The following is a 23561-nucleotide window of genomic DNA, read 5'->3' on the forward strand; positions in this document are numbered from 1 at the left end:
TACCTCGTGGCGGCGGGCCGGGGCGCACCCCGGTACCCGCGCGGATGTCGGGCGTACGCGGGTCAGGCGTAGTCGTAGAAACCGCGGCCGGACTTCTTGCCCAGCAGACCGCCCTCGACCATGCGGAGCAGCAGCGGCGGAGGCGCGTACAGCGGCTCCTTGAACTCCTCGTACATCGCCTCGGCGATCGAGACTGTGGTGTCGAGGCCGATGAGGTCGGCCAGGCGCAGCGGTCCCATCGGGTGCGAGCAGCCGTCGACCATGCCCTGGTCGATGACCTCGGCCGTGGCGAGACCGGAGTCGACCATCCGGACGGCGGAGAGCAGGTAGGGGAACAGGAGGGCGTTCACCACGAAGCCCGCTCGGTCCGGCGAGCTGATCGGCTTCTTGCCGAGCACGTCCGACACGAACGTCAGGGCACGTGCGGTGGCCCGGCTGTCCGTGACCACCGAGTCGATCAGTTCGACCAGCGGCAGGACCGGCACGGGGTTGAAGAAGTGCATCCCGAGCACCTGGCTCGGACGGCTGGTGGCACGGGCGAGCCGCACGATGGGGATGGAGGACGTGTTCGAGGCGAGGATGGCGTCCGGGTCCTCGACGATCTTGTCGAGGTCGGCGAAGAGGTCCAGCTTGAGCTGTTCGTTCTCTTTGACCGCCTCGATCACCAGCTGCCGGTCGGCGAGTTCGCCCAGGTCCCTGGTGAAGGACACCCGGCCCAGGGCGTCGTCGCGTTCCCGCTCGGTGAGCTTGCCCTTGGCGACCCCGCGTGCCAGGGACCGGGCCAGCCGCTGGGGTCCGGACACCAGGGAGGCGTCGGAGGAGACCGCGACGGTGACGTCCAGGCCCGCCTTGGCGCACAGTTCGGCGATTCCCGTCCCCATGATGCCGCTACCGAGGACCCCTACCCGGTGGATGCCCGGGTGGGCGGCCGGGTGGCTCTCCGGGTGGCTGTCCGCAGGTGTGGTGAGTGTGTCGCTGGACGTGGTCATGCGCCGGTCCCCCAGGTCAGCAGTGATGCACCGATGGCCATGCCGCCGCCGAACCCGGCGAGCAGCACCAGATCTCCGGCGGACAGCGCACCGGTGCTGTTGGCCTCGTCGAGGGCGACCGGTACCGATGCGCTGCCCACGTTCCCGTACTTCCTCAGCGTGCGGTGGGTGTGGGCGTTGACGAGACCCGCGCGCTCGACCACCTCGCTGAGCATCACGCCGTTGGCCTGGTGCGGCACGAAGTGGTGCACGTCGGCGAGTTCCACGCCGACGCTCTCCGCCAGTTCCACCAGTGCCCGGGGCACGTTGTCGGCGACGAAGTCCCGTACGGCGCGGCCGTCCATCCGGAAGAAGTGACCGCCTTCCGCGACGGTCTCCGCCGTCGCCGGGTTCCGGCTGCCGCCGGCCTCCACACGGATCAGTTGGTGGGCGTCGCCGCGGCTGGTCAGGGCGGTGTCGATGATGCCGTACGGTGCGGGGACCGCGCCGACGATCGCCGCACCGGCGCCGTCGGCGAACAGGACGGCCGTCCTGCGGTCGTCGAAGTCGAGGATCCGGGAGTACAGGTCGGCTCCGATGACCAGCGCACGGCGGTCGGGGTTGAGCGCGACCAGGCTGCGGGCCAGGGCCAGCGCGTACACGAAGCCGCTGCACACGACGTTCACGTCGAAGCACGCGGCGCCGTAGGCCCCCAGCCCGTGCTGCACGAGGTACGACGTCGGCGGCTGGGGAAAGTCACCCGTCGAGGTGGAGACGATGATGTAGTCGATCTCGTCCGCGGACAGCCCGGCCTGCTCCATGGCGGCGGCGCCGGCGCGGATGGCCAGGTCGGACGTCGCCTCGTGCGGAGCGGCGTAGCGCCGCGACTGTATCTGGGTCTTCCGTTCGATCCACTCCGGGGTGACGCCGACGCGCTCGGCGACCTCGTCGTTGCCGACTTCACGCTTGGGCAGGTAGGAGCCGGTCGAGAGAATTCCTATATTGCGGTCCGTCACGTCAGACAGCCCCTTCGAGCACCGCGGACGCATTCCAGTCCACATTTCCTCCGGTGTTCCGGAGGGGGTTGAGTCTTGCTTCCCCGATACGCGCCCGCGTCTCGGGGTCCGTGACCCCGAGTCCTTCCCGGGACGCGAGGCAGAGAACGCCGACCTTTCCGGTGTGCTTGTTCTCCTGGACCAGTCGGGCCGCTTCGCCCACCTCGTGCAGCGGATAAACATCGGAGACGATCGGCGACAGATAACCGAGCTGGAAAAGACGATTACATTCGGCCTGTTCCTGGAGATTCGCGGCGTGGCTGCCCACGATGCGCTTCAGGTTCATCCACAGATACCGGTTGTCGAAATGGTGGTCGTATCCGGTGCTGGAGCCGCAAGTGACGACGGTTCCGCCCTTGCGCACCACGAAGACGGAGATACCGAATGTCGCCCGGCCGATGTAGTCGAACACGACGTGCGGGTCCTCGCCGAGCTGCCGCCGGATCTCCCGGCCGAGGCGCTTGCCCAGTTCGATGGTCCGCTCCGGGGTGGGGGCGGCGTCCTGGCCCATGCCGATGTCGTTGCGGTTGATGATCACATCGCAGCCGAGCCGGCGCAGCACCTCGGCCTTGCGCTCGGAACTGACCACGCCCACCGCGATGCCGCCGGCGTTCTTCACCATCTGCACGGCGTACGCGCCCAGGCCGCCGGTGGCGCCCCAGATCAGCACGATGTCGCCCTGCTTGATCCGCGCACCCTTGTCGCTGACGAGCATGCGGTAGGAGGTCGCCGCGGTGAGCAGGACTCCGGCGGCTTCCTCCCAGGTCAGGTGGGCGGGCTTGGGCAGCAGCTGGCCGGCGCGCACGACGGCGAAGTGGGCCAGTCCGCCGAAGTTGGTCTCGTAGCCCCAGATGCGCTGTTCGGTGCCGAGCATCGCGTCGGCGTGCGACGCCGGTTCCTGGTCGTCGACCTGGACACAGCTGACCACCACGTGGTCACCGACGCGCCAGCGGCGCACGCCCGCTCCGACGCGGACCACGATCCCGGCCGCGTCCGAACCCACGACGTGGTGGGGCAGGTCGTGGCGGGCCGCGTAGCCGCCCTGCCGGCCGTATCGCCTCAGGAATTCGAAGGTGGGCACCGGCTCGAACGTGGCCGACCACACCGTGTTGTAGTTGATCGAGCTGGCCATCACCGCGACGACGACCTCGTCGGGGGCGATCTCCGGCATCGGCACCCGGCCGACATGAAGTGTGTCGCGGACGTCCTTGTCCGCGGTGTCACCGAATTTCCCGACGTCCGACGCACGCAGGTGTGCGGCCAGATATTCGGCGGGCAGCTCATGCCGTTCCAGCTCGCCCGTGTCGGCGCCGTCGAGCAGAGCTTCGACCAAAGAGCTCATTGTCCCCCTCCTCGATCAGCGAGCAGCCGACGGCGCGCAACGAATTCACCCTTGAAAACGTCGCGCGCCTGCTGCTCGATCAAAGACATGGTGGCGCGGGAAATGAACTCGCCTTCACCGCACCGAGATTTACTGAATCACCCCGGGTAGCGACTATGGTACGCATTCCACACCCCAGCCCCTACCCTTAACCGCCCCCTAGCCGGGACCCCACCAGCGTGGTCGGCAGCCCCCAGTCCGCCGATTCGGGCGGGCTGCTCAACAGCCGGTGCGCGGCGTGGTGCAGGACGAGCAGCGCGATATCGTAGGTTCGCTGCCGGCTGGTGCCCGCTTTCCCGACGAGCATGTCGATGAGCGTCTTCAGATCCCCGTCCTCGGCGTGCGCGAGAAAGTGTGCGAGGGCGGCGACGGAGTCGTAGAGGTTGACTCCGGGTCGTTCGACGAGGCCGTCGGCGCAGAGGACGAGCATGAGCCCGTGGGTCAGCGGAACCTCGGTCACGGGATGGACGGCGTCAGGGCCGATACCGAAGAGCGGCCCGGGCGGCACGTCGAGGGCGGACTCCAGGGCGCCCTGGATCCATCCGTGTGCCACCGACAGCTGCTCACCGGCGAAGAAGACCCTGGGCCGCTCCACGGGGTGGGGTGCGCCTCGGCTCGTGGGAGCGGGCGAGGTCCGCGGCCGCCCAACTTCCCCCGTTCGGGGGTGGGTTGTCGGAGGGATACCAGCACCTGCTGGATGGGCGGGTCGGTGAAGCTGCCGCCGCCGTGGATCTGGTCGGACAGTTCCCACACCCTGCGGTTCACGTGCAGCAGGGTCTTGCTGCCGCTCCCGTAGTGGATGCCGCGCACCGCCTGACGCCGGCCGGGCGGCAGGCCCGGTTCGAAGCGGATCTGGTCCAGGGCGGGGGCGGGCAGCGCGCAGACGGCCCAGTCGTAGCGTTCGTCGAGCCGCCCGCCGAGGCCGCGGCCGAGCACCCGCACCCCGTCACCGTCGATGCGTATCCGCTCGATGTGGCTCTTCCTCGGCGACCGCGTGGCCTTGCTGGGCGCGGGCCGCCTCATCGCCGTACGGGACGTACCGCGCCCGCGCGAGCGCGCCGCCCACGACGATCGGGCGCGTATCGCCCTGCGGCGCGACCTGGTCTCCGCCTTCGTCCGAGCTCTGCCGCCGCGGACGCTCAGACTTTCCGCACGGGCCTCGTCCACGTCGTGGGTGACGAAGACGACGGTGGCGCCCGTGCCGCGCAGCACCTCCACCTTCCTCGGCGAGTTCCACCGCCTCGACGTCGGCTTCGCCTTCAAGAAGGGCTCGGTGGACCGCCTGGACTTCGAGGTCCTGGACCGCCCGCTGGACGGCCTCGCGTTCCCCACGCCGGAGGCCTTCCAGGACCACCTGCGCGACCACACCGCCCGGGACGTCGCCCGCCGCGAGGACCCGGCGTTCAGCGCCGACCTCGGGGCATTCCTCGCCCTGCTCTCGGTCTACGGGCAACTGCCCCGCCTGGTCGCGGCGGGACGGCTGACGGCGCATTCCGTCGCCGAGCAACTCGACGGCTGGTGGCACGGCTTCTTCAGCTTCCTGGCCTCCGGCCCACCCGGCTTCCGCCTGCGCCAGCTGCTGGCCCTGTCCCGGGCCGGGGTCGTCCGCTTCCTGGGCGCCGGCATCCGGATCGACACCGACGAGAGCACCGGCACCTTCACCGCGACCGGCCCCACCGTCCCGGGGCACACCCTCCACGCCACCGCCCTCGTCGAGGCGTACCTGCCGGGCCCCTCCCTGTCCCACACCGAGGACCCACTCCTGCGGAGCCTGTATCGGGAAGGCACAGTCGCCGAGGAGGTCATCGCCGACCCCATCCACACCCACCGCTCCGGCCTGCTCGCGGTCTCCCCCCTGACGGCCACGTCCTCGACCCGTCCCTCGGCAGCCCCCATCCCCGCCGCATCGCCCTCGGCGCCCCCACCAACAGCCGGGCCGTCGCCGCCTTCGCCCACCCCCGCACCAACGCGCCGGCCTTCCGCCAGAACGACGCGGTCGCCCGCGCGCTGCTGCGTGCCCTGAGCGCCACCGGGGCTGACACGGCTACGTCCCCAGTGGACGGCCGACCTCTCAGAGTGTGAGACCTTCCCTATTTTTCCTATTGGATTACTAGGGAAGTCTTGACTGCGTCCGCCGGGGTGCGCAGGATGATGAACATGTCCCGTAAGCAGCAACGACTCGTTCGTCGTCGGCATGTCGACTTTGGTCACGTCGTCAGTGCCGCCTGCTGCCGCGCGTAAGGCACGCGACTCGCACCGTCGCCCGTGCCACTCCGCTCCCCCCTTCACAGGCGATCAGGCGAATTCGCCCATTGCGCCTGATGGCCCGACACACTTCTGAGGGACAACCGCCATGACCACGGCACTTCCGGCTCAGGCCACCCCACACGATGCGCTCCTCGCCGACACACCCCATCTTCGCCTGGTGGGCGATACCGCGCAGAGAGACACCCAGGGACACACTTCCGCGCCGCTCGTCGGCTACCTCGTGCTCGTCCCCGAGGGCACCGATCCCACCGAGCTCTTCGCCAAGGACAGGCCACGGCCCGAGATCCGACCGGTCGCCGCCGCAGCCTCGGCCCCTGTCCGGCAGACATCAGACGACGTCGTCCGCATCGATCCGGCGCGACATGTCGCCGAGGTCGACGGACGTGAACTCGACCTCACCTACCTGGAGTTCGAGCTGCTGGCGCACCTCGTTCAGCATCCCCACCACGTGCAGTCGCGTGATCGGCTGGTGGCCGCCGTCTGGGGCTACGACCACATCGGCGACGGCCGCACCGTGGATGTCCACATCGCCCGCCTGCGCCGCAAGCTGGGCGAAGCTCACCGGCACCGCATCGTCACCGTACGGCGCGTGGGCTACAAGTACGTGCCCGACCAGCAGGAGAGCTCCAACGCCGCGCCCTGCAGCCGACCTTGAGGAGACCACTTCCATGGGCCTTGCCTCCGCGCCGTCCCACCCCGCCTCGCCGTCCGACCGGACCGGGCCCGGCCATGCACACTGGCTGCGCGTGGCCCGCGAGGCGGCGGACGACCTGGCTACGGACACGGTGGCCAGGGAGCAGGCGGGCAAGGCCCCGATCGACGAGGTGTCCCGGCTGCGCGAGGCGGGACTGCTGACGCTCCTGACGCCGACCGAGCCCCAGGGAGGCGGCCCGGACTGGCCCACGGCCTACGCCGTCGTCCGGGAGATCGCCGCGGCCGACGGCGCAATCGGCCAACTGCTCGGCTGTCACTACTTCCTGTCGTGGAGCGCCCGGTTCTTCGCCGGGCCCGCTCTCGCCGCGCAGACAGAGGAGCGGTCCGCAGCCGGACAGTGGTGCTGGGGCGGCGGTTTCGCGCGTCAGGAGCCGCCTCTGATGCTGGCCAGGACCTCCAAGGGACTGGTGCTCGACGGTCGGCAGAGCTACACCACCGGGGTCCTGGTCGCCGATCGTCTCGCCGTGCGCGCCGTGCGGGCGGACACGGGCGAACCACTCGCCGTCGTGGTGGATCCCGCCCGTCGCGGTGTGGTGATCGACGGCGAAACCGACACCTTCGGCCAGCAGCTCGCGGCCGGCGGCAGCGTGGAGTTCGACGACGTACCGGTGGGTGCCGACGACGTGCTCGGCTCCCTGTCCGCGGACGAGGACCTGCTGTCGCCCCGGGCCGCCCTGGCATCTCCGGTCGGGCGGCTCTTCTCCGCCCAGCTCCTTCTGGGCATGGCCGAGGGAGTGCTCGCCGAAGCCCGTGAGTACAGCAGGACGGGCCACGCACCCTGGCACCCCGCCTGGCCGGCCGGTACCCCGCACGACCCGCAGGTGCAGACCGCCTACGGAGAACTCACCGTCCTCACCCGCTCAGCGTCGGCACTCACCGATCAAGCACTGGAAGCCGTGCGAGGCGGCCTTGAGCGCGGCGAAGACCTCACCTACGACGAGTGCGCGGACATCTCCGCCCTCGTGGCGATGGCCGAAAGCGCCGCGGCCCGGGCAGCGCAGGAGTCCACCACCCGCGCCCTCGACATCATCGGCGCCCGCTCCACCTCCGTACGGCTGGGCTTCGACCGGTTCTGGCGCAATGCCCGAACCCACACCCTGTACGAGCCCGTCGCCCACCGGCTCCGCGATGTCGGGGAGTACTTCCTCAACGGCGCCCACCCTCCGTTCGTCCTGCCCGCCTGATCGGGAGGCGGGGACGTTCGGGGAGACCGATTCCGGGGATCGATTCCGCAGTCCATTCGAATCAGAGGCCTGCCGTGACATGGTCAACGGGGCTGGCCGGGCTGGCGGTCGGCCTGCTCATAGCCGTGGTGACCGCGCCGGTGGGGGTGTCGGGTGCCGTGTTCCTGCTGCCCGTGCAGTTGAGCGTCCTCGGGGTGCCCAGCCCGGCGGTCACGCCCACCAATCTGCTGTTCAACGTGGTGGCCGGGCCCGGCGCCCTGCTGCGCCACCACCGCGAGGGCCTGCTGTACGGTCCACTGACGCGCCGCCTCGTGACCGGCACTCTGCCCGGGGTGGTCATCGGCGTGGTGATACGGGTCTTCGCCGTGCCGGGGGCCACCGTCTTCCGCCTTCTGGTCGCCGCTCTGCTGATGCCACTGGGCCTGTGGCTCATCGGGCGCACCCTCCGGCCCGCCCGGCCCGCCCCGACTGCGGAACCCTCGCCCCGCGCCATCACCGGACTGGCCCTGGTCGTCGGGGTCGTCGGCGGGATCTACGGGATCGGCGGCGGATCCGTCCTCGGCCCCATACTGGTCGGCCGGGGCATGCCCGTCGCCCGCGTGGCACCGGCCGCCCTCGCTTCCACGTTCGCCACCTCCCTGACCGGGGCCGCGGCCTTCTCGCTGCTGTCCCTGACGGGCTCCGGTGACATCGCCCCTGACTGGTACCTCGGTCTGGCCTGCGGCCTCGGCGGACTGATCGGCGGCTACCTCGGGGCACACCTGCAACCTCGGCTGCCCGAAACGGCACTGCGTCTCCTGCTCGGCGCCCTGGCCACCGTCCTCGGTGCCCTCTACGCCGTGCAGTCACTGCGCTGACGGCTGTGGCGGCATAAAACGGCAGCCACCACCTCACCGCCCATCCAGACAATTGTGAACGCCGCGCTTCATCAGCATGTCGGACCGTTGAGAACATATGACGCATACGCAAGCGACATTGACCTGGCTGGATTTCGCTGCAACTCTCTTGGCTGTGAGCAAGTCAGAGACCCTCGCCGCGCGCCTGCACGTCGATCTGCGACGTCAGGCCAGCGCCATCTGTGCCGTCGGCCGCCGCACTCACTGACAGGCACAGCTCCCCTTCGCTCCATTTCACAGTCGGCTTCTACGCAAGCCGCTGCTTTTTTCAACAGACGTCGGCCCTCGTCATAGCCATTTCTGCTGAGATCTTTTCTCCGCCGTTCGACGTCTGCCCTTTCCTTTCCCCGTTTCCCGAACAGGACCCTTCCATGGCCACGACGGCATCGACCCGACGTCACTTCCTCACCCTGCTCGGTCTTTCGGCGGTGTCGGTGAGCTGCGGCACGACCGCGTCCGGGACACCGGCCGCCAAGGACCAGACCAAGACACTGAGATACCAGGGCTGGGCCGGTCAGGTCACGCTGCCCGAACTGGCCGAGGATCTCGGCTATCTGGAGGACGTGAAGCTGAAGTGGGTCGGCAACACGATCAGCGGACCGCAGGACATCCAGTCCGCGGCCACGGGTCAGGTCGACTTCGGCGGCGCTTTCAACGGCGCGGTCGTCAAGCTGGCCGCCAACAACGCTCCCATCAAGGCCGTCATCAGTTACTACGGCGCCGACAAGTACGCCTACAACGGCTTCTACGTCCTCAAGGACAGCCCCATCCGCTCGGCCCGGGACCTGATCGGCAAGAAGGTCGGGATGAACACCCTCGGAGCCCACTCCGAGGCCATGCTCGACATCTACCTTCAGCGGGGCGGTCTGTCCCAGGCGGACATCGGCAAGGTCGAGCCGCTCGTGGTGCCCCCGGTCAACACCGAGCAGTCCCTGCGCCAGAAGCAGATCGACGTGGCCGTACTCGGCGGGATCCTGCGCGACAAGGCCCTGGAGTCCGGCGGCATCCGCCCACTGTTCACGGACTACCAGCTGCTCGGCGCGTTCAGCGCCGGCACGTACGTGATGACGGACCGCTTCCTGAAGCAGAACCCCGACACGGCCCGGACCTTCGTCACGGCCGTGGGGCGGGCCATCGAGTGGTCCCGGTCCACTCCGCACGAGGAGGTCGTCGCCCGGATGACGGAGATCGTGAAGAAGCGCGGCCGCAACGAGGACACCGCACCGCTGAAGTTCTGGCGGTCCTACGGCGTCACCGAGACGGCGGGCCGGATCACCGGCAAGGAACTCCAGTTGTGGATCGACTGGCTGGCCGAGCGGGGCGACATCAAGAAGGGCCAGGTCACGCTGTCGGACCTCTACACCAATGAGTTCAACGCCTACAAGGAGTCCTCCTCCGCCGCGAAGAGCGGGAGCTGATCCCATGCCGGAAGCCACCATGCAATCCACGACGTCCAAGATCGTGTTCGAGGATGTACGGAAGGACTTCACCGTCAAGGACCGTACGGGGGCCGGGCAGACCACCCGTTTCACCGCCCTCGACGGTATCGACCTGGAGATAGCGGACGGCGAGTTCGTCGTCCTGGTCGGTCCCAGCGGCTGCGGAAAGTCGACACTGCTGGAGCTGCTCGGCGGCCTCACCCAGCCCACTGGCGGACGGATCCTGCTGGACGGCGAACCCGTCACCGGGCCGGGACTGGACCGGGGCATCGTCTTCCAGCAGTACGCGCTGCTGCCGTGGCGCACGGCGCAGGGCAACGTCGAGTTCGGCCTGGAGGCCACCGGCGTCCCGCGGCGTCAACGTGCCGCACAGGCCCGGGAGTTCCTGGACCTGGTCGGCCTGACCGGGTTCGAGGAGCGGCATCCGCACGAGCTGTCGGGCGGGATGCGGCAGCGGGTGGCGCTCGCCCGCAGCCTCGCCTATGACCCCGATGTGCTGCTGATGGACGAGCCGTTCGCCGCGCTGGACACCCAGACCCGGGAGTCGCTCCAGGACGAACTGCTGCGCATCTGGCAGCGCACGGGCCAGACCGTCGTCTTCATCACCCACGGCATCGACGAGGCCGTCTACCTGGGACAGCGCGTCGCCGTCATGACGTCGAGGCCCGGCCGGATCAAGCAGATCGTGCCGGTCGCCCTCGGCTCCCGTGCGGCGACGGACGACCTCCGCTCCAGTCCCGAGTTCGCACGGCACCGCCACGAGATCTGGTCGCTGCTGCACGACGAGGTGGCCAGGGCCCAGCAGTTGGAGAAGGAGGAGGCCTCCGTATGAGCTCCACGACCGGCACGACCGCGGAGAAGGCCGACGCGACCCACGCGACCACCACGACCGACGCGGCGAACACGACAGAAAACGTCCGGACACCTTCCCTCACCAAGCCCGCCGGGTCCGCCACGTCCCCTGAGGCCGGCACATCGACCGCGCTCACGCCCGGCGCCTCATCACCCCCGGACGCGCGCCGGGCTCCCTCCCTCACGGCCCGTGTCCGCCGGACGGCGCTGCGGACGGTCCGCCGACTGCCCTACCTGCTGCTGAAGGGGGCGACCAAGTCCGTGGCCATCGTGGCCCTGCTCCTGCTGTGGGAGATCGCGCCACGAGCCGCTCTGGTGGACCGGACCTTCCTGCCGCCGTTCAGCGAGGTTGCCGACGCCTGGTGGGGGCTCGCCGCAGACGGTCAGCTCGCCGACAACGCCCGTGCCAGCCTGGCGCGTTCGTTCAGCGGATTCGGTATCGCCGTGGCGGTCGCCGTACCGCTCGGGCTGCTGATCGGCTGGTACCGGCCGGTCGCCGACCTCCTCGGACCGCTGCTGGAGGTGTTCCGCAACACCGCGGCGCTGGCCCTGCTGCCGGTGTTCGTCCTGCTGCTGGGCATCGGCGAGACCTCGAAGATCTCCATCGTGGTGTACGCGTGCACCTGGCCGATCCTGCTCAACACCATCAGCGCGGTCCGCCACGTCGATCCGACCCTGCTGAAGCTGGCGAAGTCGATGGACCTTTCCGCGCCCCGGCTGTTCCAGAAGGTCATCCTGCCGGCCTCGGTGCCGGTGATGTTCACCGGCATCCGGCTGGCCGGAGCGGTGTCGATCCTGGTGCTGGTCGCCGCCGAGATGATCGGCGCCAAGGCGGGCCTCGGCTATCTGATCAACGCCTCGCAGTACAACTTCGCCATCCCGCAGATGTACGCGGGCATCATCACGATCTCCGCCATCGGCGTGGTCTTCAACCAGTTCCTGGTGACCGTCGAGCGACGGCTCAGCTCCTGGCGCGTACCCGCGGGCAACTGACCTGCCCGCCCTCGCCCCTCCCTTCTCCGCCCTCTCCTCCTCCCCCTGTCACCCGATCCTCTCGCTGCCCCCGATCCGAGGAACCCCATGACCGCGCCCAGACCCCGTCAGCTGCATCTCAACGCCTTCCTGATGAACGCCGGCCATCACGACGCCGCCTGGCGCCACCCCCGTACCCAGCCCGAACGCGTCACCGACCTGCGCTACTTCCAGCACCTCGCGCGCACCGCCGAGCGCGGCCTGCTCGACTCGGTGTTCCTCGCCGATGGCCTCGCCCTGTGGGGCAAGGTCCGCCACAACGCCCTCGGCGGCTTCGAACCGCTCACCCTGCTGTCGGCCCTGGCGGCGGTCACCGAGCACGTGGGCCTGATCGCCACCGTCTCCACCACCTTCAACGAGCCCTTCCACACCGCCCGCAAGTTCGCCTCGCTGGACCACATCAGCGGCGGCCGGGCCGGCTGGAACATCGTCACCTCCGGCACCGTGAACGAGGCCCGCAACTTCGGGCAGGACGAACACCTGGAGCACGCGCTGCGCTACGAGCGGGCGCGGGAGTTCGTCGAGGTCGCCACCAAACTGTGGGACAGCTGGGAGGACGACGCGATCCTCCTCGACCGAGAGCGCGGCGTCTACGCCGACACCGACAAGGTGCGGGAGATCAACCACCGCGGAACGTACTTCGGGGTGCAGGGCCCCCTGAACGTACCGCGCGCCCCGCAGGGCTACCCGCTGCTGGTGCAGGCCGGCTCGTCGGAGGACGGCAAGGAGTTCGCCGCCCAGTACGCCGAGGCCGTCTTCACCGCCCAGCAGACCCTCGCCGACGGCCAGGCCTTCTACAAGGACCTCAAGTCCCGACTCCCCCGCTACGGCCGCACCGGGGACCAGCTGCTGGTGCTTCCCGGCATCGCACCCGTCATCGGCTCGACGGAGGCGGAAGCTCGCTCTCTGGACCAGGAGTTGACGGAACTACAGGTCCCGGAGTACGGGCTCGCCCAGCTGTCCGGGATGCTCGGCACCGATCTGACCGGGCTGCCGCTGGACGGGCCGCTGCCCGAGCTGCCGGAGGAGCGGGACATCAACGGCAACAAGAGCCGCTTCACGCTCGTCGCCGAACTCGTCCGCCGTGACGGCCTCACCCTGCGTGAGCTCATCGCCCGCCTCGGCGCCGGACGCGGCCACCGCGTCTTCGCCGGCACTCCCGAGCAGATAGCCGACGAGATCGAGGAGTGGTTCACCGAGGGCGCCGCCGACGGCTTCAACATCATGCCGCCCCATCTGCCGGGCGGCCTGGAGGACTTCGTCGACCACGTCGTACCGATCCTGCAGCGGCGCGGGCTGTTCCGTACCGAGTACACCGGCCGCACCCTGCGCGAGAACTACGGCCTGGCCCGCCCCGCCAACCGGCTGGCCGCCGCGTCCTCAGCAGAAGGACGGCCCGCATGACCGGCCTGGAACTCACCACGGACGTCCTGGTGGTCGGCGGCGGCCCCGCGGCCACCTGGGCCGCGCTCAAGGCGGCCCAGGCCGGGGCGGACGTGGTCCTCGCCGACAAGGGCTACTGCGGCACCAGCGGCGCCACCGCCTCGGCCGGGACCGGCGTCTGGTACGTCCCCCCGGAGCCCGCCGCACGCGAGGCGGCCATGGCGAGCAGGGAGGGACTCGGCGGATACCTGGCCGACCGGCGCTGGATGGCCCGGGTGCTGGACCAGACGTACGCCGGGATGAACGAGCTCGCGGCGGCGGGGCGCTACCCCTTCCCTGCCGGGCCCGACGGCAAACAGCTCAGGAGCGGCCTCCAGGGGCCGGAGTACATGCGCAGGATGCGGATCCGCGTCCAGCGGGCCGGGGCGCGCGTCCTCGACCACAGCCCGGTCACCGAACTGCTCACCGATCCATCCGGGGCGGTCGCCGGGGCCCGGGGACACCGGCGGCAGGCCGGGCAGCCGTACCGGGTGCGTGCCGGGGCGGTCGTCCTGGCCACCGGTGGCTGCGCGTTCCTCAGCGGCGCGCTCGGCTGCAACGTCAACACCGGCGACGGAGCGCTGTTCGCCGCCGAGGTGGGCGCGGAGCTGTCCGGGATGGAGTTCTCCAACGCGTACGGCATCGCGCCCGAGGGCACCTCCGTCACCAAGACCGCGTTCTACTCGTTCGCGACCTTCTACCACGAGGACGGCACGGTCCTGGAGGGCGCGGCCAGCCAGGGCGGCCGGTCCGTGATCGCGCGGGCGCTGCTCAGCGAGAAGGTGTACTGCCGCCTCGACCGGGCGGACGAGGCGGCCCGGCAGGCGATGCGGCTGGCCCAGCCGAACTTCTTCCTCACCTTCGACCGGCTCGGCATCGACCCCTTCACCCAACGGTTCGCCGTCACGCTGCTCGCCGAGGGCACCGTGCGCGGCACCGGCGGCATCCGTATCACCGGCGACGACTGCTCCACCACCGTCCCAGGGCTGTATGCGGCCGGTGACGTGGCGACCCGTGAGCTGATCTGCGGCGGCTTCACCGGCGGCGGCAGCCACAACGCCGCCTGGGCCATCTCCTCCGGCACCTGGGCCGGTCGGGGCGCGGCCCGCCACGCCCGCTCGCTCGGCGTCGGCGCCGGTACGAGGCGCGTGGTGGCCGCGGGTGGCGCCGGGCTCCGGCCCACTGGCGCCCCGGGCCCGGCCGATGGCTTCCGGGACGTCATCGCCGCGGTCCAGGGCGAGGTGCTGCCGTACGAGAAGAACTACCTGCGCCACGGCGACCGGCTCACCGCCTCCCTGAAGGTGCTCGACGACGTATGGGAGGAGTCCCGCGCCTCACTGCACGCCGACGGCGGGAACACCGTACGGGCCAGGCAGGCGGCGGCGATGGCGGCGCATGCCCGCTGGATGTACGCCTCGGCGCTGGCGCGCACCGAGACCCGCGGTATGGCCAAGCGGCTCGACTTCCCGGCACAGGACCGCGGTCAGCACCACCGCATCACGACGGGCGGTCTGGACCGGGTGTGGACCCGCGTCGAGCCCCTGACGACCGCCCCGTCGGCATCAGCGGCACCACCGGAGGTGGCCTCGTGATCGAACTGGTCTCGGCGGAACGCTGCATCGCCTGCGACAAGTGCATCAAGGTCTGCCCGACCGATGTCTTCGACCGCGGCGAGGACGGCATCCCCGTGCTCGCCCGCCGCGACGACTGCCAGACCTGCTTCCAGTGCGAGGCGAACTGCCCGGCCGACGCCCTGTTCGTCGCGCCCCTGACCCACCCGCTGCCCGACGACTCCACCGCCCGCGACGAGGACCACCTGGCCCGCACCGGCCTGCTCGGCAGCTACCGCCGGCACATCGGCTGGGGACCAGGCCGCACCCCCGGCGCGCAACGGGCCGTCGGCCCTCCCCTCAGCCCGCCAGGGTCCCAGGGAACCTCCCTGCCCATCACCTCCTGACGACCTCCCGACTGATCGCCCCTCGAAAGGACACCCGCGCATGACCACCAGCACCGGCTTCGACATCCGCAAGATCGGCGGCCGTATCGGCGCCGAAATCCTCGGCGTGGATCTTTCCACCGACCTCGACCCCGCCGTCGTCACCGAGATCAACTCCGCGCTCCTGGAACACAAGGCGCTCGTCTTCCGCGACCAGAACCTGGACGACGGGGGCCAGCTCCGCTTCGCCTCCCTCTTCGGTGAGCTGACCACCGCGCACCCGACGGTCCCCTCCGTCGACGGCCAGCCGAACATCCTGCCGGTCGACGGCGACGAGGGGATCCGCGCCAACCAATGGCACACGGACGTCACCTTCGTCCGTACGCCCCCGAAGGCGTCCACGCTGCGCAGCATCGTGGTCCCGCCCTACGGCGGCAACACCCTCATCGCCAACTCGGCCACCGCGTACCGGGATCTGCCCGAGCCGCTGCGCGAGCTGGCGGACAGGCTGTGGGCCGTGCACACCAACGACTACGACTACGCCGCCCCGAAGAGCGAGAAGGCGGCCGAGCACCGCAGGCGGTTCGTCTCCCGCAAGTACCGCACCGCCCACCCGGTCGTCCGCGTCCACCCCGAGACCGGGGAGCGCGGGTTGTTCGTCGGCGGCTTCGCCCAGAGCATCCTGGGCCTCGGCCCGTCCGACTCCCGCGACCTGCTGCGCATCTTCCAGTCGTACGTCACCCGTCCCGAGAACATCGTGCGCGTGGCCTGGACGCCCGGCGACCTCGTCCTGTTCGACAACCGCATCACCCAGCACTACGCCCCCGACGACTACGGCGACCTGCCGCGCCTGCTGCACCGGGTGACCGTCGCGGGCGACGTCCCGGCCGGTGTCGACGGCCGCCTCAGCCACGTCATCGAGGGAGACGACGCCGCCCACTACACCCCGGCCGCGGCCTGAGCACCGCACCCGCCACGCGCGGCCGCCGGGCAGGGGTATCAGCTCCCGCCCGGCGGTCTGCCCGTAGCCGATGACGGCCGAGGCCATACGGGATAATGGACGCATGCGGATCTCAGCCAGAGCGGACTACGCGGTACGTGCCGCACTGCAGCTCGCCGCGTCACGGGATGACGCGCCACTGAAAGCCGAGGCCATCGCCGACGCCCAGGACATCCCGCACAAGTTCCTCGAAAGCATCCTGAACGACATGCGCCGGGGCGGTCTCGTCCTCAGCCAGCGCGGCGGCAACGGCGGCTACCGGCTGGCCAAGCCCGCCGAGTCCATCAGCATCGCCGACGTCATCCGCACCGTGGACGGCCCCCTGGTCTCGGTACGCGGCGTCCGCCCACCCGAGCTGTCCTACACCGGCCCCGCCGAGTCGCTGCTGCCCCTGTGGATCGCATTGCGGTCCAACGTGCGCGAGATCCTCGAGGGCGTGTCGCTCGCCGACGTCGCATCGGCCCAACTGCCCGCCGATGTATCCGCGTTGACCAACGCCCCGAGCGCCTGGGTAAACCCCTGACACGCTGGTCCGTCGACCGAAGATCCCAATGAGCGAGATAGTCGCGTCCATCATATGAACACCCCCTTGGGGTGAACGCCACCTTCTGCCACGATCCCTATCAGCCAGGTAGGAAAACTAGGGATCCGTGAGGGGTGGCCATGCGAACGCGCAACCGCGCAGACCTGTCGCTCCCCCTGCTGACCTCGCGCCGCCACATCGACCTCGGCCGCACGTCCAGCGCCATCTGTCGGCCCGCCTGAGGCCGTCGTGCCTGAGGCCGTCGAAGAAGATCCTTCGGTCGGCAGCGTCACCCGCGCCCGCCCATCCCCGCACAGCTCCGTTCCCGGATCCGCGACGGCATTCCCGCCGCCGAGGGCCGGCGAACGAAGCGCAGGCGCATGCCCATGAGCTTTGCGCCTCGCGCTTTCGCATCCCTGATCAACCCATTCCCCGAGAGGACACCTCCGTGTCTGCCGCAAGACCGCTCACCACCCTGCGCACCATCGCCGTCGTAGCAGCACTCCCCCTCCTGCTCACCGCATGCGGCTACGGATCCGACGCCACCGACGACGACAAGCAGACCGAGGTCGCGGCGGACGCCAAGAAGCTCTCCGCCGACGAGGTGAAGATCGGCTACTTCCCCAACCTCACCCACGCCACGGCCCTGGTGGGCGTCCAGGAAGGTCTGCTCCAGAAGGAGCTCGGCGGCACCAAGATCAAGGCGTCCACCTTCAACGCCGGCCCCTCCGAGATCGAGGCGCTCAACGCCGGCTCCATCGACATCGGCTGGATCGGCCCCTCTCCCGCCATCAACGGCTACACCAAGTCCAGCGGCAAGAACCTGCGCATCATCAGCGGTTCCGCCTCCGGCGGCGTGAAGCTCGTCGTCAACCCGAAGAAGATCAAGTCCCTGGACGACGTCAAGGGCAAGAAGATCGCCACACCGCAGCTCGGCAACACCCAGGACGTCGCGTTCCTCAACTGGATCGCCGAGAAGGGCTGGAAGGTCGACGCCGAGAGCGGCAAGGGCGACGTCTCCGTGGTCCGCACCGACAACAAGATCACCCCGGACGCCTACAAGTCCGGCTCCATCGACGGAGCCTGGGTGCCGGAGCCGACCGCGTCGAAGTTGGTCGCCGAGGGCGCGAAGGTGATCCTCGACGAGGCCGACCTGTGGCCCGACAAGAAGTTCGTGATCACGAACATCATCGTGTCGCAGAAATTCCTCAAGGAACACCCGGACGTCGTCGAGGCCGTGCTCCGCGGCTCGGTGAAGACCAACGAGTGGATCAACGCCAACCCGGACAAGGCGAAGGCGGCCGCCAACGCGGCGCTGAAGAAGGAGTCCGGCAAGGCGCTGCCCGCCGACGTCATCGACCCGGCCTGGACGTCCATCACCTTCCTCGACGACCCGCTGGCCGCCACCCTCAACACCCAGGCCGAGCACGCGGTGAAGGCCGGCCTGCTGGAGAAGCCCGACCTGAAGGGCATCTACGACCTCGCACCGCTCAACAAGGTCCTCAAGGCCGAGGGCAAGGACGAGGTCGACGACGCCGGTCTCGGCGCCGAGTAGCCGAACAGCTGACAAACGGCAACCGACCCGATGAGTACCCAGGAGGTGACGACCATGGCCACCACGGTCGCCAAGGCTGTCCAGGACGCCACAGCGGTGACGCACGCCGCCCGGATCGAGCACGTCTCGAAGTCCTTCCCCGCCCCGGGCACGCCCGGCGGGCAGCAGCTCGTGCTGGACGACATCACCCTCGATGTCGCACCGGGCGAGTTCGTCACCCTCCTGGGGGCCTCCGGCTGCGGCAAGTCCACCCTGCTCAACCTGGTCGCGGGACTGGATCTGCCGTCCGCCGGCTCCATCGGCACCGACGGCCGGCCCGCCCTGATGTTCCAGGAGCACGCCCTGTTCCCGTGGCTGACCGCGGGCAAGAACATCGAACTCGCGCTGAAGCTGCGCGGCGTCGCCAGGCCGGAGCGCCGCGCCGAGGCGGAACGGCTGCTGGAACTCGTACGGTTGCAGGGCGCGCACGGCAAGCGGGTGCACGAACTGTCGGGCGGTATGCGCCAGCGCGTCGCCCTGGCCCGCGCGCTGGCCCAGGACAGCCGGCTGCTGCTGATGGACGAACCGTTCGCCGCGCTGGACGCCATCACCCGTGACGTCCTGCACGACGAGCTGACCCGCATCTGGCACGAGACGGGAGTGTCGGTGCTGTTCGTGACGCACAACGTGCGGGAGGCGGTGAAGCTGGCGCAGCGCGTGGTGCTGCTGTCCTCGCGGCCGGGACGGATAGCCCGGGAATGGACCGTCGGCATCCCGCAGCCGCGCCGCATCGAGGACAGCGCGGTCGCCGAGCTGTCCGTCGAAATCACCGAAGAACTGCGCAGGGAGATCCGCCGCCATGGCCAGCACTGACACCGGCACCGACGCCAACAAGGCCGGCTCATCGGCAGCCGGGGAGCCCCAGGACACGCAGGACACGCAAGATCTGGCGGGGCTGGAGGCCGGACTCGACGCCCTGGAATCGGTGCAGGCCGACCGTACACCGCTGCGCGAGACGCTGATACGCAAGGCACTGCCGCCCATCACCGCCGTCGCACTGGTGCTGGTGGTCTGGCAGCTACTGGTGTGGGCCGAGGTCGCCCCCGACTACAAGCTGCCGTCGCCGTCCGCGGTGTGGGACGAGGTGACCGACGCCTGGCGGCAGGGCACGCTCCTCGACTACATCTGGACATCCGTCTCGCGCGGCCTGCTCGGCTTCCTGATGGCACTCGCCATCGGTACGCCGCTCGGCCTGCTGGTCGCCCGGGTGAAATTCGTCAGGGCGGCCGTCGGCACCATCCTGTCCGGTCTGCAGTCGCTGCCATCCGTGGCCTGGGTGCCGCCCGCCGTGCTCTGGCTGGGCCTGAACAACTCGATGATGTACGCCGTGATCCTGCTCGGCGCGGTCCCCTCCATCGCCAACGGCCTCGTCGCGGGCATCGACCAGATCCCCCCGCTGTTCCTGCGCGCCGGACGCACCCTGGGCGCGACCGGCCTGCGCGGCGCCTGGCACATCGTGATGCCGGGCGCGCTCCCCGGCTATCTCGCCGGACTGAAGCAGGGCTGGGCATTCTCCTGGCGCTCGCTGATGGCCGCCGAGATCATCGCCTCCTCGCCCGATCTGGGCGTCGGACTCGGCCAGTTGCTGGAGAACGGGCGCAACAACGCCAGCATCTCGCAGGTGTTCCTGGCCATCTTCCTCATCCTTCTCGTCGGCATCGCCATCGACCTGCTGATCTTCAGCCCGCTGGAACGGCGGGTGCTGCGCGGCCGGGGCCTGCTGGTCACCCGCTGAACGAACGGATCGCAATCAGTACCGGTCCGCTGGGCATGAGCAGTCATTGCCCTGGAGGTCTCAGCCTTCCTGCTGGTGCCACGCGGTCGCATCAGGTCCGGGTGATGTTGGTAAGACCCGATGCACATGTCAGTCCCGCTTCCAGGGCACGGCGGGAGCCACTGCCCGACACCTACGCCAGGGCGATCGGTAGAGACGCAGCGCCCACCTACGGTTCCGACGCTCCCGGACCGTAAGCGCGTTGGCCAGGGCGTTCGGTGCTACTGCGTGTACGCCGAAGGCGCGCGAAAGCCATGGCTCGCAGCCAGGGCGTCGGCCGCCTGCCGCTCGTGTACGGCGACATCGCCACTGCAGGGACACCAGCAGCTGTGCCGTGCAAGTGATCCGCCCAGCGGAGTCACTCCGCAGCCGCTTCAAGTGATACGCAAGGTGCGTGGCAACGCCCTGACCAGCTCTTCCGCAGAGACGCTTCCGCCTGACAGAAGCAGCCTTGCGCGACGACCGCGGCCGTCAGGACCCTGATCCCAACCACGGCACGCGGGGCGACGGCGCCCCGCTCTCAGGGACGGGAACGCCATGCCTCACACGACCGCCTTCGCCAAGAACCAGTGGTACGTCGCCGCCTACTCGCACGAGGTCGGCCGCGAGCTGCTCGGCCGTACGATCCTGGGCGAACCCCTCGTCTTCTACCGCACCGAGGAGGACGGCACGCCCGTCGTTCTGCACGACCGTTGCGTGCACCGCCGCTACCCGCTGTCGGAGGCCCCGACCCGGCTCGACGGCGACCGGATCGTGTGCGGCTACCACGGCTTCACGTACGACACGACGGGCGCCTGCGTCTACGTGCCCGGGCAGAAGCGCATACCGCGCACCGCTCGCGTCACCTCGTACCCCGTCGTCGAGCAGGACTCGCTGATCTGGGTGTGGATCGGCGATCCGGCCCTGGCCGACCCGCAGACCATCCCGCGGGCGAAGCACCTCGACTCCCCCGGCTGGGTCACCGTGCGCGGCATGGAGCCCATCGACTGCGACTACGGGCTCCTCGTCGACAACCTCCTCGACCTCTCCCACGAGACGTACCTGCACGGCGGTTACATCGGCACCCCCGAGGTCGCCGAGACGCCGATCACGACCGAGGTCGACGAGGGCGCGGGCATCGTGCGGGTGAGCCGTCACATGGACGACGCCGAGTGCCCGCCGTTCTACGCCAAGTCGACCGGCATCGAGGGCCGGATCACCCGCTGGCAGGACATCGAGTACCACGCCCCGTGCCTGTACCTGCTGCACAGCCGCGTCGCTCCGGTCGGCGTGGTGCCCGAGGCGGACGGCAGCGACCCGAACGGCTTCCACACCGAGGTCACGTACGCCATCACGCCGTCCGCCGACGGCAAGGTGTACGACTTCTGGATGGTCTCGCGCGACTGGGCGACGGGCGACGACGAGGTCACCGAGTTCCTGCGGAACAACAACCACACGGTCGTCATGCAGGACGTGACCGCACTCAACCTGCTGCAGAAGACGCTCGGCAGCGAGCGCACCGGCTACCAGGAGCTGAGCATCAACATCGACACCGGCGGCCTGGCCGCCCGCCGTATCCTGGCCCGGCTGGTCGAGGAGGGCGCCAAGCCCGTGGAGAAGGTCCAGTGACATCACCGACCGGAGAGATCTACCGCATCGACTGGCTGCCGGGCACCGACGTGCTGCACGGCACCTGTCACTGCGGCCGCGAGCACACCGCCCAGGACCCGGTCGAGATGTGGGAGTGGATGCTCGCCCACCCACAGGGACACGAGCCGCGAGGAAACAGCTCATGACCGTGTACGAAGCCGAACTCGTCGTCGACCGCCGGGAGGTGGCGGCCGACGGCGTGCTCGCCCTCACCCTCCGCCACCCGCTGGGCGAGGAACTCCCCACCTGGGAGCCGGGCGCGCACATCGACGTACTGCTCGGCCCGGACCTGGAGCGGCAGTACTCGCTGTGCGGGGATCCGGCGGACCGTGGCACCTGGCGGATCGGTGTCCTGCGCGAACCCGAGGGCCGCGGCGGATCGGCGTACGTGCACGAGCAGTTGGGGCAGGGCGACAAGGTGCGGGTGCGCGGTCCGCGCAACCACTTCGCCCTGCGGGCGGCTTCCCGTTACCGCTTCGTCGCCGGCGGCATCGGCGTCACCCCCATCCTGCCGATGCTGGCCGCGGCCGAGGCGGCAGGCGCCGAGTGGACGCTCCTCTACGGCGGTCGCACACGCAACTCCATGGCGTTCACACAGGAGTTGGCGCGGTACGGGGAACGGGTGACCATCGCCCCGCAGGACGAGGTCGGACTGCTCGATCTCGGGTCGGTCCTCGACGGCCTGCCGGAGGACACACTCGTCTACTGCTGCGGTCCCGGGCCCCTGCTCGACGCGGTCGAGGAGCGGTGCCCGCCCGGGGCACTCCACATGGAACGGTTCCAGCCGAAGGAGCAACAGAGCGGGGAGGACGGCGAGTTCGAGGTCGTGCTGGCGCAGAGCGGCCACACCCTCACCGTCGCGCCGGGCGTCTCCGTCCTGGACACCGTGCGTACCGCCGGTGTCGAGGTGCTCTACTCCTGCGCGGAGGGCACCTGCGGCACCTGTGAGACCGACGTGCTGGAAGGCACGCCGGACCATCGTGACTCCGTCCTCACACCTCAGGAGCGGGAGGCCGGGGAGACGATGATGATCTGTGTGTCCCGGTGTCGGGGGAAGAAGCTCGTCCTGGATCTGTGATCCGCAGGTCGGCCTCGATCCGCGCCACGGCCGCACGCAGGGGAGGCAGCAGCTCCCGGTGAATCGACTCCACCGACGTACGGCCGGCGTGCACCGCGATGTTCACGCCGGCCACCACCACGCCGTCCCTGTCCCGTACGGGGGCGGCGACCGAACGCAGCCCCTCCTCCAGCTCCTGGTCGACCAGGGCGTACCCCTGACGCCGTACGCGCACGAGTTCCGCCCTCAGATCCTCCCGCGAGATAAGGGTGCGGGCCGTCAGGGGCCGCAACTGCGCGCGATCGAGCCGGAGTTCGAGCTCTCCGTCCGCAAGGGCCGCCAACATCACCCGGCCGACGGACGTGACATGCGCGGGGAACCGGGTCCCGACGGTGATCGTCGCCGACATGATGCGCCGGGTCGGCACCCGGGCGACGTACACGATGTCGTCGCCGTCGAGGACACACAGCGACGACGACTCCTTCACCTCCGCGACGAGGTTCTCCAGGTGTGTCTGGGCGAGTTGAGGGAGTGTCAGGCCCGCGAGATAGGCATAGCCGAGTTCCAGCACGCGCGGGGTGAGCCGGAAGAGGCGGCCGTCCGAACGGACGTATCCGAGGTCGGCGAGGGTGAGCAGCAGGCGGCGGGCGGCGGCGCGGGTGAGGTCGCAGGCACGGGCGACCTCACTGAGTGTGCGCGCCGGGTGGTCCGCGTCGAAGCAGCGAATGACGGCGAGGCCCCGTTCGAAGGACCTGACGAAGTGCGGTGCGCGGGGTGCGGTGGACATCGCAGCCTCCAAACTGTCAACAATTTCGTCAGCCAAACCCATTGACCGGG

Annotated in this window: 24 protein-coding genes and 2 pseudogenes; 20 read left to right on the plus strand and 6 right to left on the minus strand. The window is 69.8% G+C overall.

The features are described from left to right. Positions 1-62: 62 nt before the first annotated feature. From ABZO29_RS08945 to ABZO29_RS08965, 5 genes and pseudogenes are all read right to left on the minus strand, one after another. Entirely contained in the window at positions 63-989 is a 927-nt protein-coding gene (locus ABZO29_RS08945; protein ID WP_367319611.1) for a 3-hydroxybutyryl-CoA dehydrogenase, read from the minus strand. Next, positions 986-1984, minus strand: a complete 999-nt coding sequence (locus ABZO29_RS08950; RefSeq protein WP_367319612.1) for a 3-oxoacyl-ACP synthase III family protein — start codon at positions 1982-1984, stop codon at positions 986-988. Before ABZO29_RS08950 ends, ABZO29_RS08945 begins: the two co-directional genes overlap by 4 nt. A gap of 1 nt (position 1985) precedes the next feature. Beyond that, a complete protein-coding gene (gene ccrA / locus ABZO29_RS08955) occupies positions 1986-3365 on the minus strand; it encodes a crotonyl-CoA carboxylase/reductase (RefSeq protein WP_367319613.1) in 1380 nt (459 codons plus the stop codon). Between the two features lie 187 nt (positions 3366-3552). Further along, the gene (locus tag ABZO29_RS08960) at positions 3553-3999 is read right to left on the minus strand and encodes a SpoIIE family protein phosphatase (RefSeq protein ID WP_367319614.1); all 447 of its coding nucleotides are present in this window, start codon (positions 3997-3999) and stop codon (positions 3553-3555) included. A gap of 155 nt (positions 4000-4154) precedes the next feature. Then, positions 4155-4427: pseudogene (locus tag ABZO29_RS08965) on the minus strand (FAD-dependent oxidoreductase); the annotation flags it as partial. Positions 4428-4680: 253 nt separating this feature from the next. Between ABZO29_RS08965 and ABZO29_RS08970 the strand changes: the two are divergent. The 20 genes and pseudogenes from ABZO29_RS08970 to ABZO29_RS09065 form a co-directional block, all read left to right on the plus strand. After that, a pseudogene (locus ABZO29_RS08970) lies at positions 4681-5486 on the plus strand (adenylate cyclase); the annotation flags it as partial. A gap of 271 nt (positions 5487-5757) precedes the next feature. Beyond that, positions 5758-6327 carry a winged helix-turn-helix domain-containing protein gene (locus ABZO29_RS08975; protein WP_367319615.1) on the plus strand — a complete coding sequence of 190 codons (570 nt, stop codon included), beginning with the start codon at positions 5758-5760 and terminating at the stop codon, positions 6325-6327. A gap of 13 nt (positions 6328-6340) precedes the next feature. After that, positions 6341-7570, plus strand: coding sequence for an acyl-CoA dehydrogenase family protein (locus ABZO29_RS08980; RefSeq protein ID WP_367319616.1), 1230 nt, complete (start codon positions 6341-6343; stop codon positions 7568-7570). A gap of 74 nt (positions 7571-7644) precedes the next feature. Next, positions 7645-8427: a TSUP family transporter gene (locus ABZO29_RS08985; RefSeq protein ID WP_367319617.1), complete on the plus strand. Its 783-nt coding sequence runs from the start codon at positions 7645-7647 to the stop codon at positions 8425-8427. Positions 8428-8581: 154 nt separating this feature from the next. Continuing rightward, a complete protein-coding gene (locus ABZO29_RS08990; RefSeq protein WP_354670109.1) occupies positions 8582-8674 on the plus strand; it encodes a putative leader peptide in 93 nt (30 codons plus the stop codon). Positions 8675-8837: 163 nt separating this feature from the next. Next, positions 8838-9884: an ABC transporter substrate-binding protein gene (locus tag ABZO29_RS08995; protein WP_367319618.1), complete on the plus strand. Its 1047-nt coding sequence runs from the start codon at positions 8838-8840 to the stop codon at positions 9882-9884. 4 nt (positions 9885-9888) lie between these two features. Further along, positions 9889-10737 carry an ABC transporter ATP-binding protein gene (locus tag ABZO29_RS09000; protein ID WP_367319619.1) on the plus strand — a complete coding sequence of 283 codons (849 nt, stop codon included), beginning with the start codon at positions 9889-9891 and terminating at the stop codon, positions 10735-10737. Then, positions 10734-11750, plus strand: a complete 1017-nt coding sequence (locus tag ABZO29_RS09005) for an ABC transporter permease (RefSeq protein WP_367319620.1) — start codon at positions 10734-10736, stop codon at positions 11748-11750. Before ABZO29_RS09000 ends, ABZO29_RS09005 begins: the two co-directional genes overlap by 4 nt. 87 nt (positions 11751-11837) lie before the next feature. Beyond that, positions 11838-13193, plus strand: a complete 1356-nt coding sequence (locus tag ABZO29_RS09010) for an LLM class flavin-dependent oxidoreductase (RefSeq protein ID WP_367319621.1) — start codon at positions 11838-11840, stop codon at positions 13191-13193. Further along, complete coding sequence (locus tag ABZO29_RS09015) at positions 13190-14803, plus strand: FAD-binding protein (protein WP_367319622.1); 1614 nt, start codon at positions 13190-13192, stop codon at positions 14801-14803. Before ABZO29_RS09010 ends, ABZO29_RS09015 begins: the two co-directional genes overlap by 4 nt. Next, positions 14800-15168: a 4Fe-4S dicluster domain-containing protein gene (locus tag ABZO29_RS09020; RefSeq protein ID WP_367319623.1), complete on the plus strand. Its 369-nt coding sequence runs from the start codon at positions 14800-14802 to the stop codon at positions 15166-15168. The genes ABZO29_RS09015 and ABZO29_RS09020 overlap by 4 nt, the downstream gene beginning before the upstream one ends. Before the next feature lie 40 nt (positions 15169-15208). Beyond that, positions 15209-16108 carry a TauD/TfdA dioxygenase family protein gene (locus tag ABZO29_RS09025; RefSeq protein WP_367319624.1) on the plus strand — a complete coding sequence of 300 codons (900 nt, stop codon included), beginning with the start codon at positions 15209-15211 and terminating at the stop codon, positions 16106-16108. A gap of 103 nt (positions 16109-16211) precedes the next feature. After that, positions 16212-16670, plus strand: coding sequence for an Rrf2 family transcriptional regulator (locus ABZO29_RS09030; protein WP_329504624.1), 459 nt, complete (start codon positions 16212-16214; stop codon positions 16668-16670). Positions 16671-16810: 140 nt separating this feature from the next. After that, complete coding sequence (locus ABZO29_RS09035; RefSeq protein ID WP_352103020.1) at positions 16811-16912, plus strand: putative leader peptide; 102 nt, start codon at positions 16811-16813, stop codon at positions 16910-16912. 206 nt (positions 16913-17118) lie between these two features. Further along, the gene (locus ABZO29_RS09040) at positions 17119-18225 is read left to right on the plus strand and encodes an ABC transporter substrate-binding protein (RefSeq protein ID WP_367319625.1); all 1107 of its coding nucleotides are present in this window, start codon (positions 17119-17121) and stop codon (positions 18223-18225) included. Positions 18226-18279: 54 nt separating this feature from the next. Further along, positions 18280-19077: an ABC transporter ATP-binding protein gene (locus ABZO29_RS09045; protein ID WP_367319626.1), complete on the plus strand. Its 798-nt coding sequence runs from the start codon at positions 18280-18282 to the stop codon at positions 19075-19077. Continuing rightward, positions 19064-19999 carry an ABC transporter permease gene (locus tag ABZO29_RS09050; protein ID WP_367319627.1) on the plus strand — a complete coding sequence of 312 codons (936 nt, stop codon included), beginning with the start codon at positions 19064-19066 and terminating at the stop codon, positions 19997-19999. Before ABZO29_RS09045 ends, ABZO29_RS09050 begins: the two co-directional genes overlap by 14 nt. Before the next feature lie 576 nt (positions 20000-20575). Beyond that, positions 20576-21646: a Rieske 2Fe-2S domain-containing protein gene (locus ABZO29_RS09055; RefSeq protein WP_367319628.1), complete on the plus strand. Its 1071-nt coding sequence runs from the start codon at positions 20576-20578 to the stop codon at positions 21644-21646. Continuing rightward, positions 21643-21813: a hypothetical protein gene (locus tag ABZO29_RS09060; RefSeq protein WP_366830941.1), complete on the plus strand. Its 171-nt coding sequence runs from the start codon at positions 21643-21645 to the stop codon at positions 21811-21813. Before ABZO29_RS09055 ends, ABZO29_RS09060 begins: the two co-directional genes overlap by 4 nt. Next, the gene (locus ABZO29_RS09065) at positions 21810-22745 is read left to right on the plus strand and encodes a 2Fe-2S iron-sulfur cluster-binding protein (protein ID WP_367319629.1); all 936 of its coding nucleotides are present in this window, start codon (positions 21810-21812) and stop codon (positions 22743-22745) included. The genes ABZO29_RS09060 and ABZO29_RS09065 overlap by 4 nt, the downstream gene beginning before the upstream one ends. Here the strand turns inward: ABZO29_RS09065 and ABZO29_RS09070 are convergent. Beyond that, the gene (locus ABZO29_RS09070) at positions 22660-23511 is read right to left on the minus strand and encodes an IclR family transcriptional regulator C-terminal domain-containing protein (RefSeq protein ID WP_367319630.1); all 852 of its coding nucleotides are present in this window, start codon (positions 23509-23511) and stop codon (positions 22660-22662) included. The two genes, ABZO29_RS09065 and ABZO29_RS09070, sit on opposite strands and share 86 nt — an antisense overlap. Between the last annotated feature and the right edge of the window lie 50 nt (positions 23512-23561).

The organism is Streptomyces sp. HUAS ZL42, assembly GCF_040782645.1.
In the GTDB taxonomy this organism is placed as follows: Bacteria; Actinomycetota; Actinomycetes; order Streptomycetales; family Streptomycetaceae; genus Streptomyces.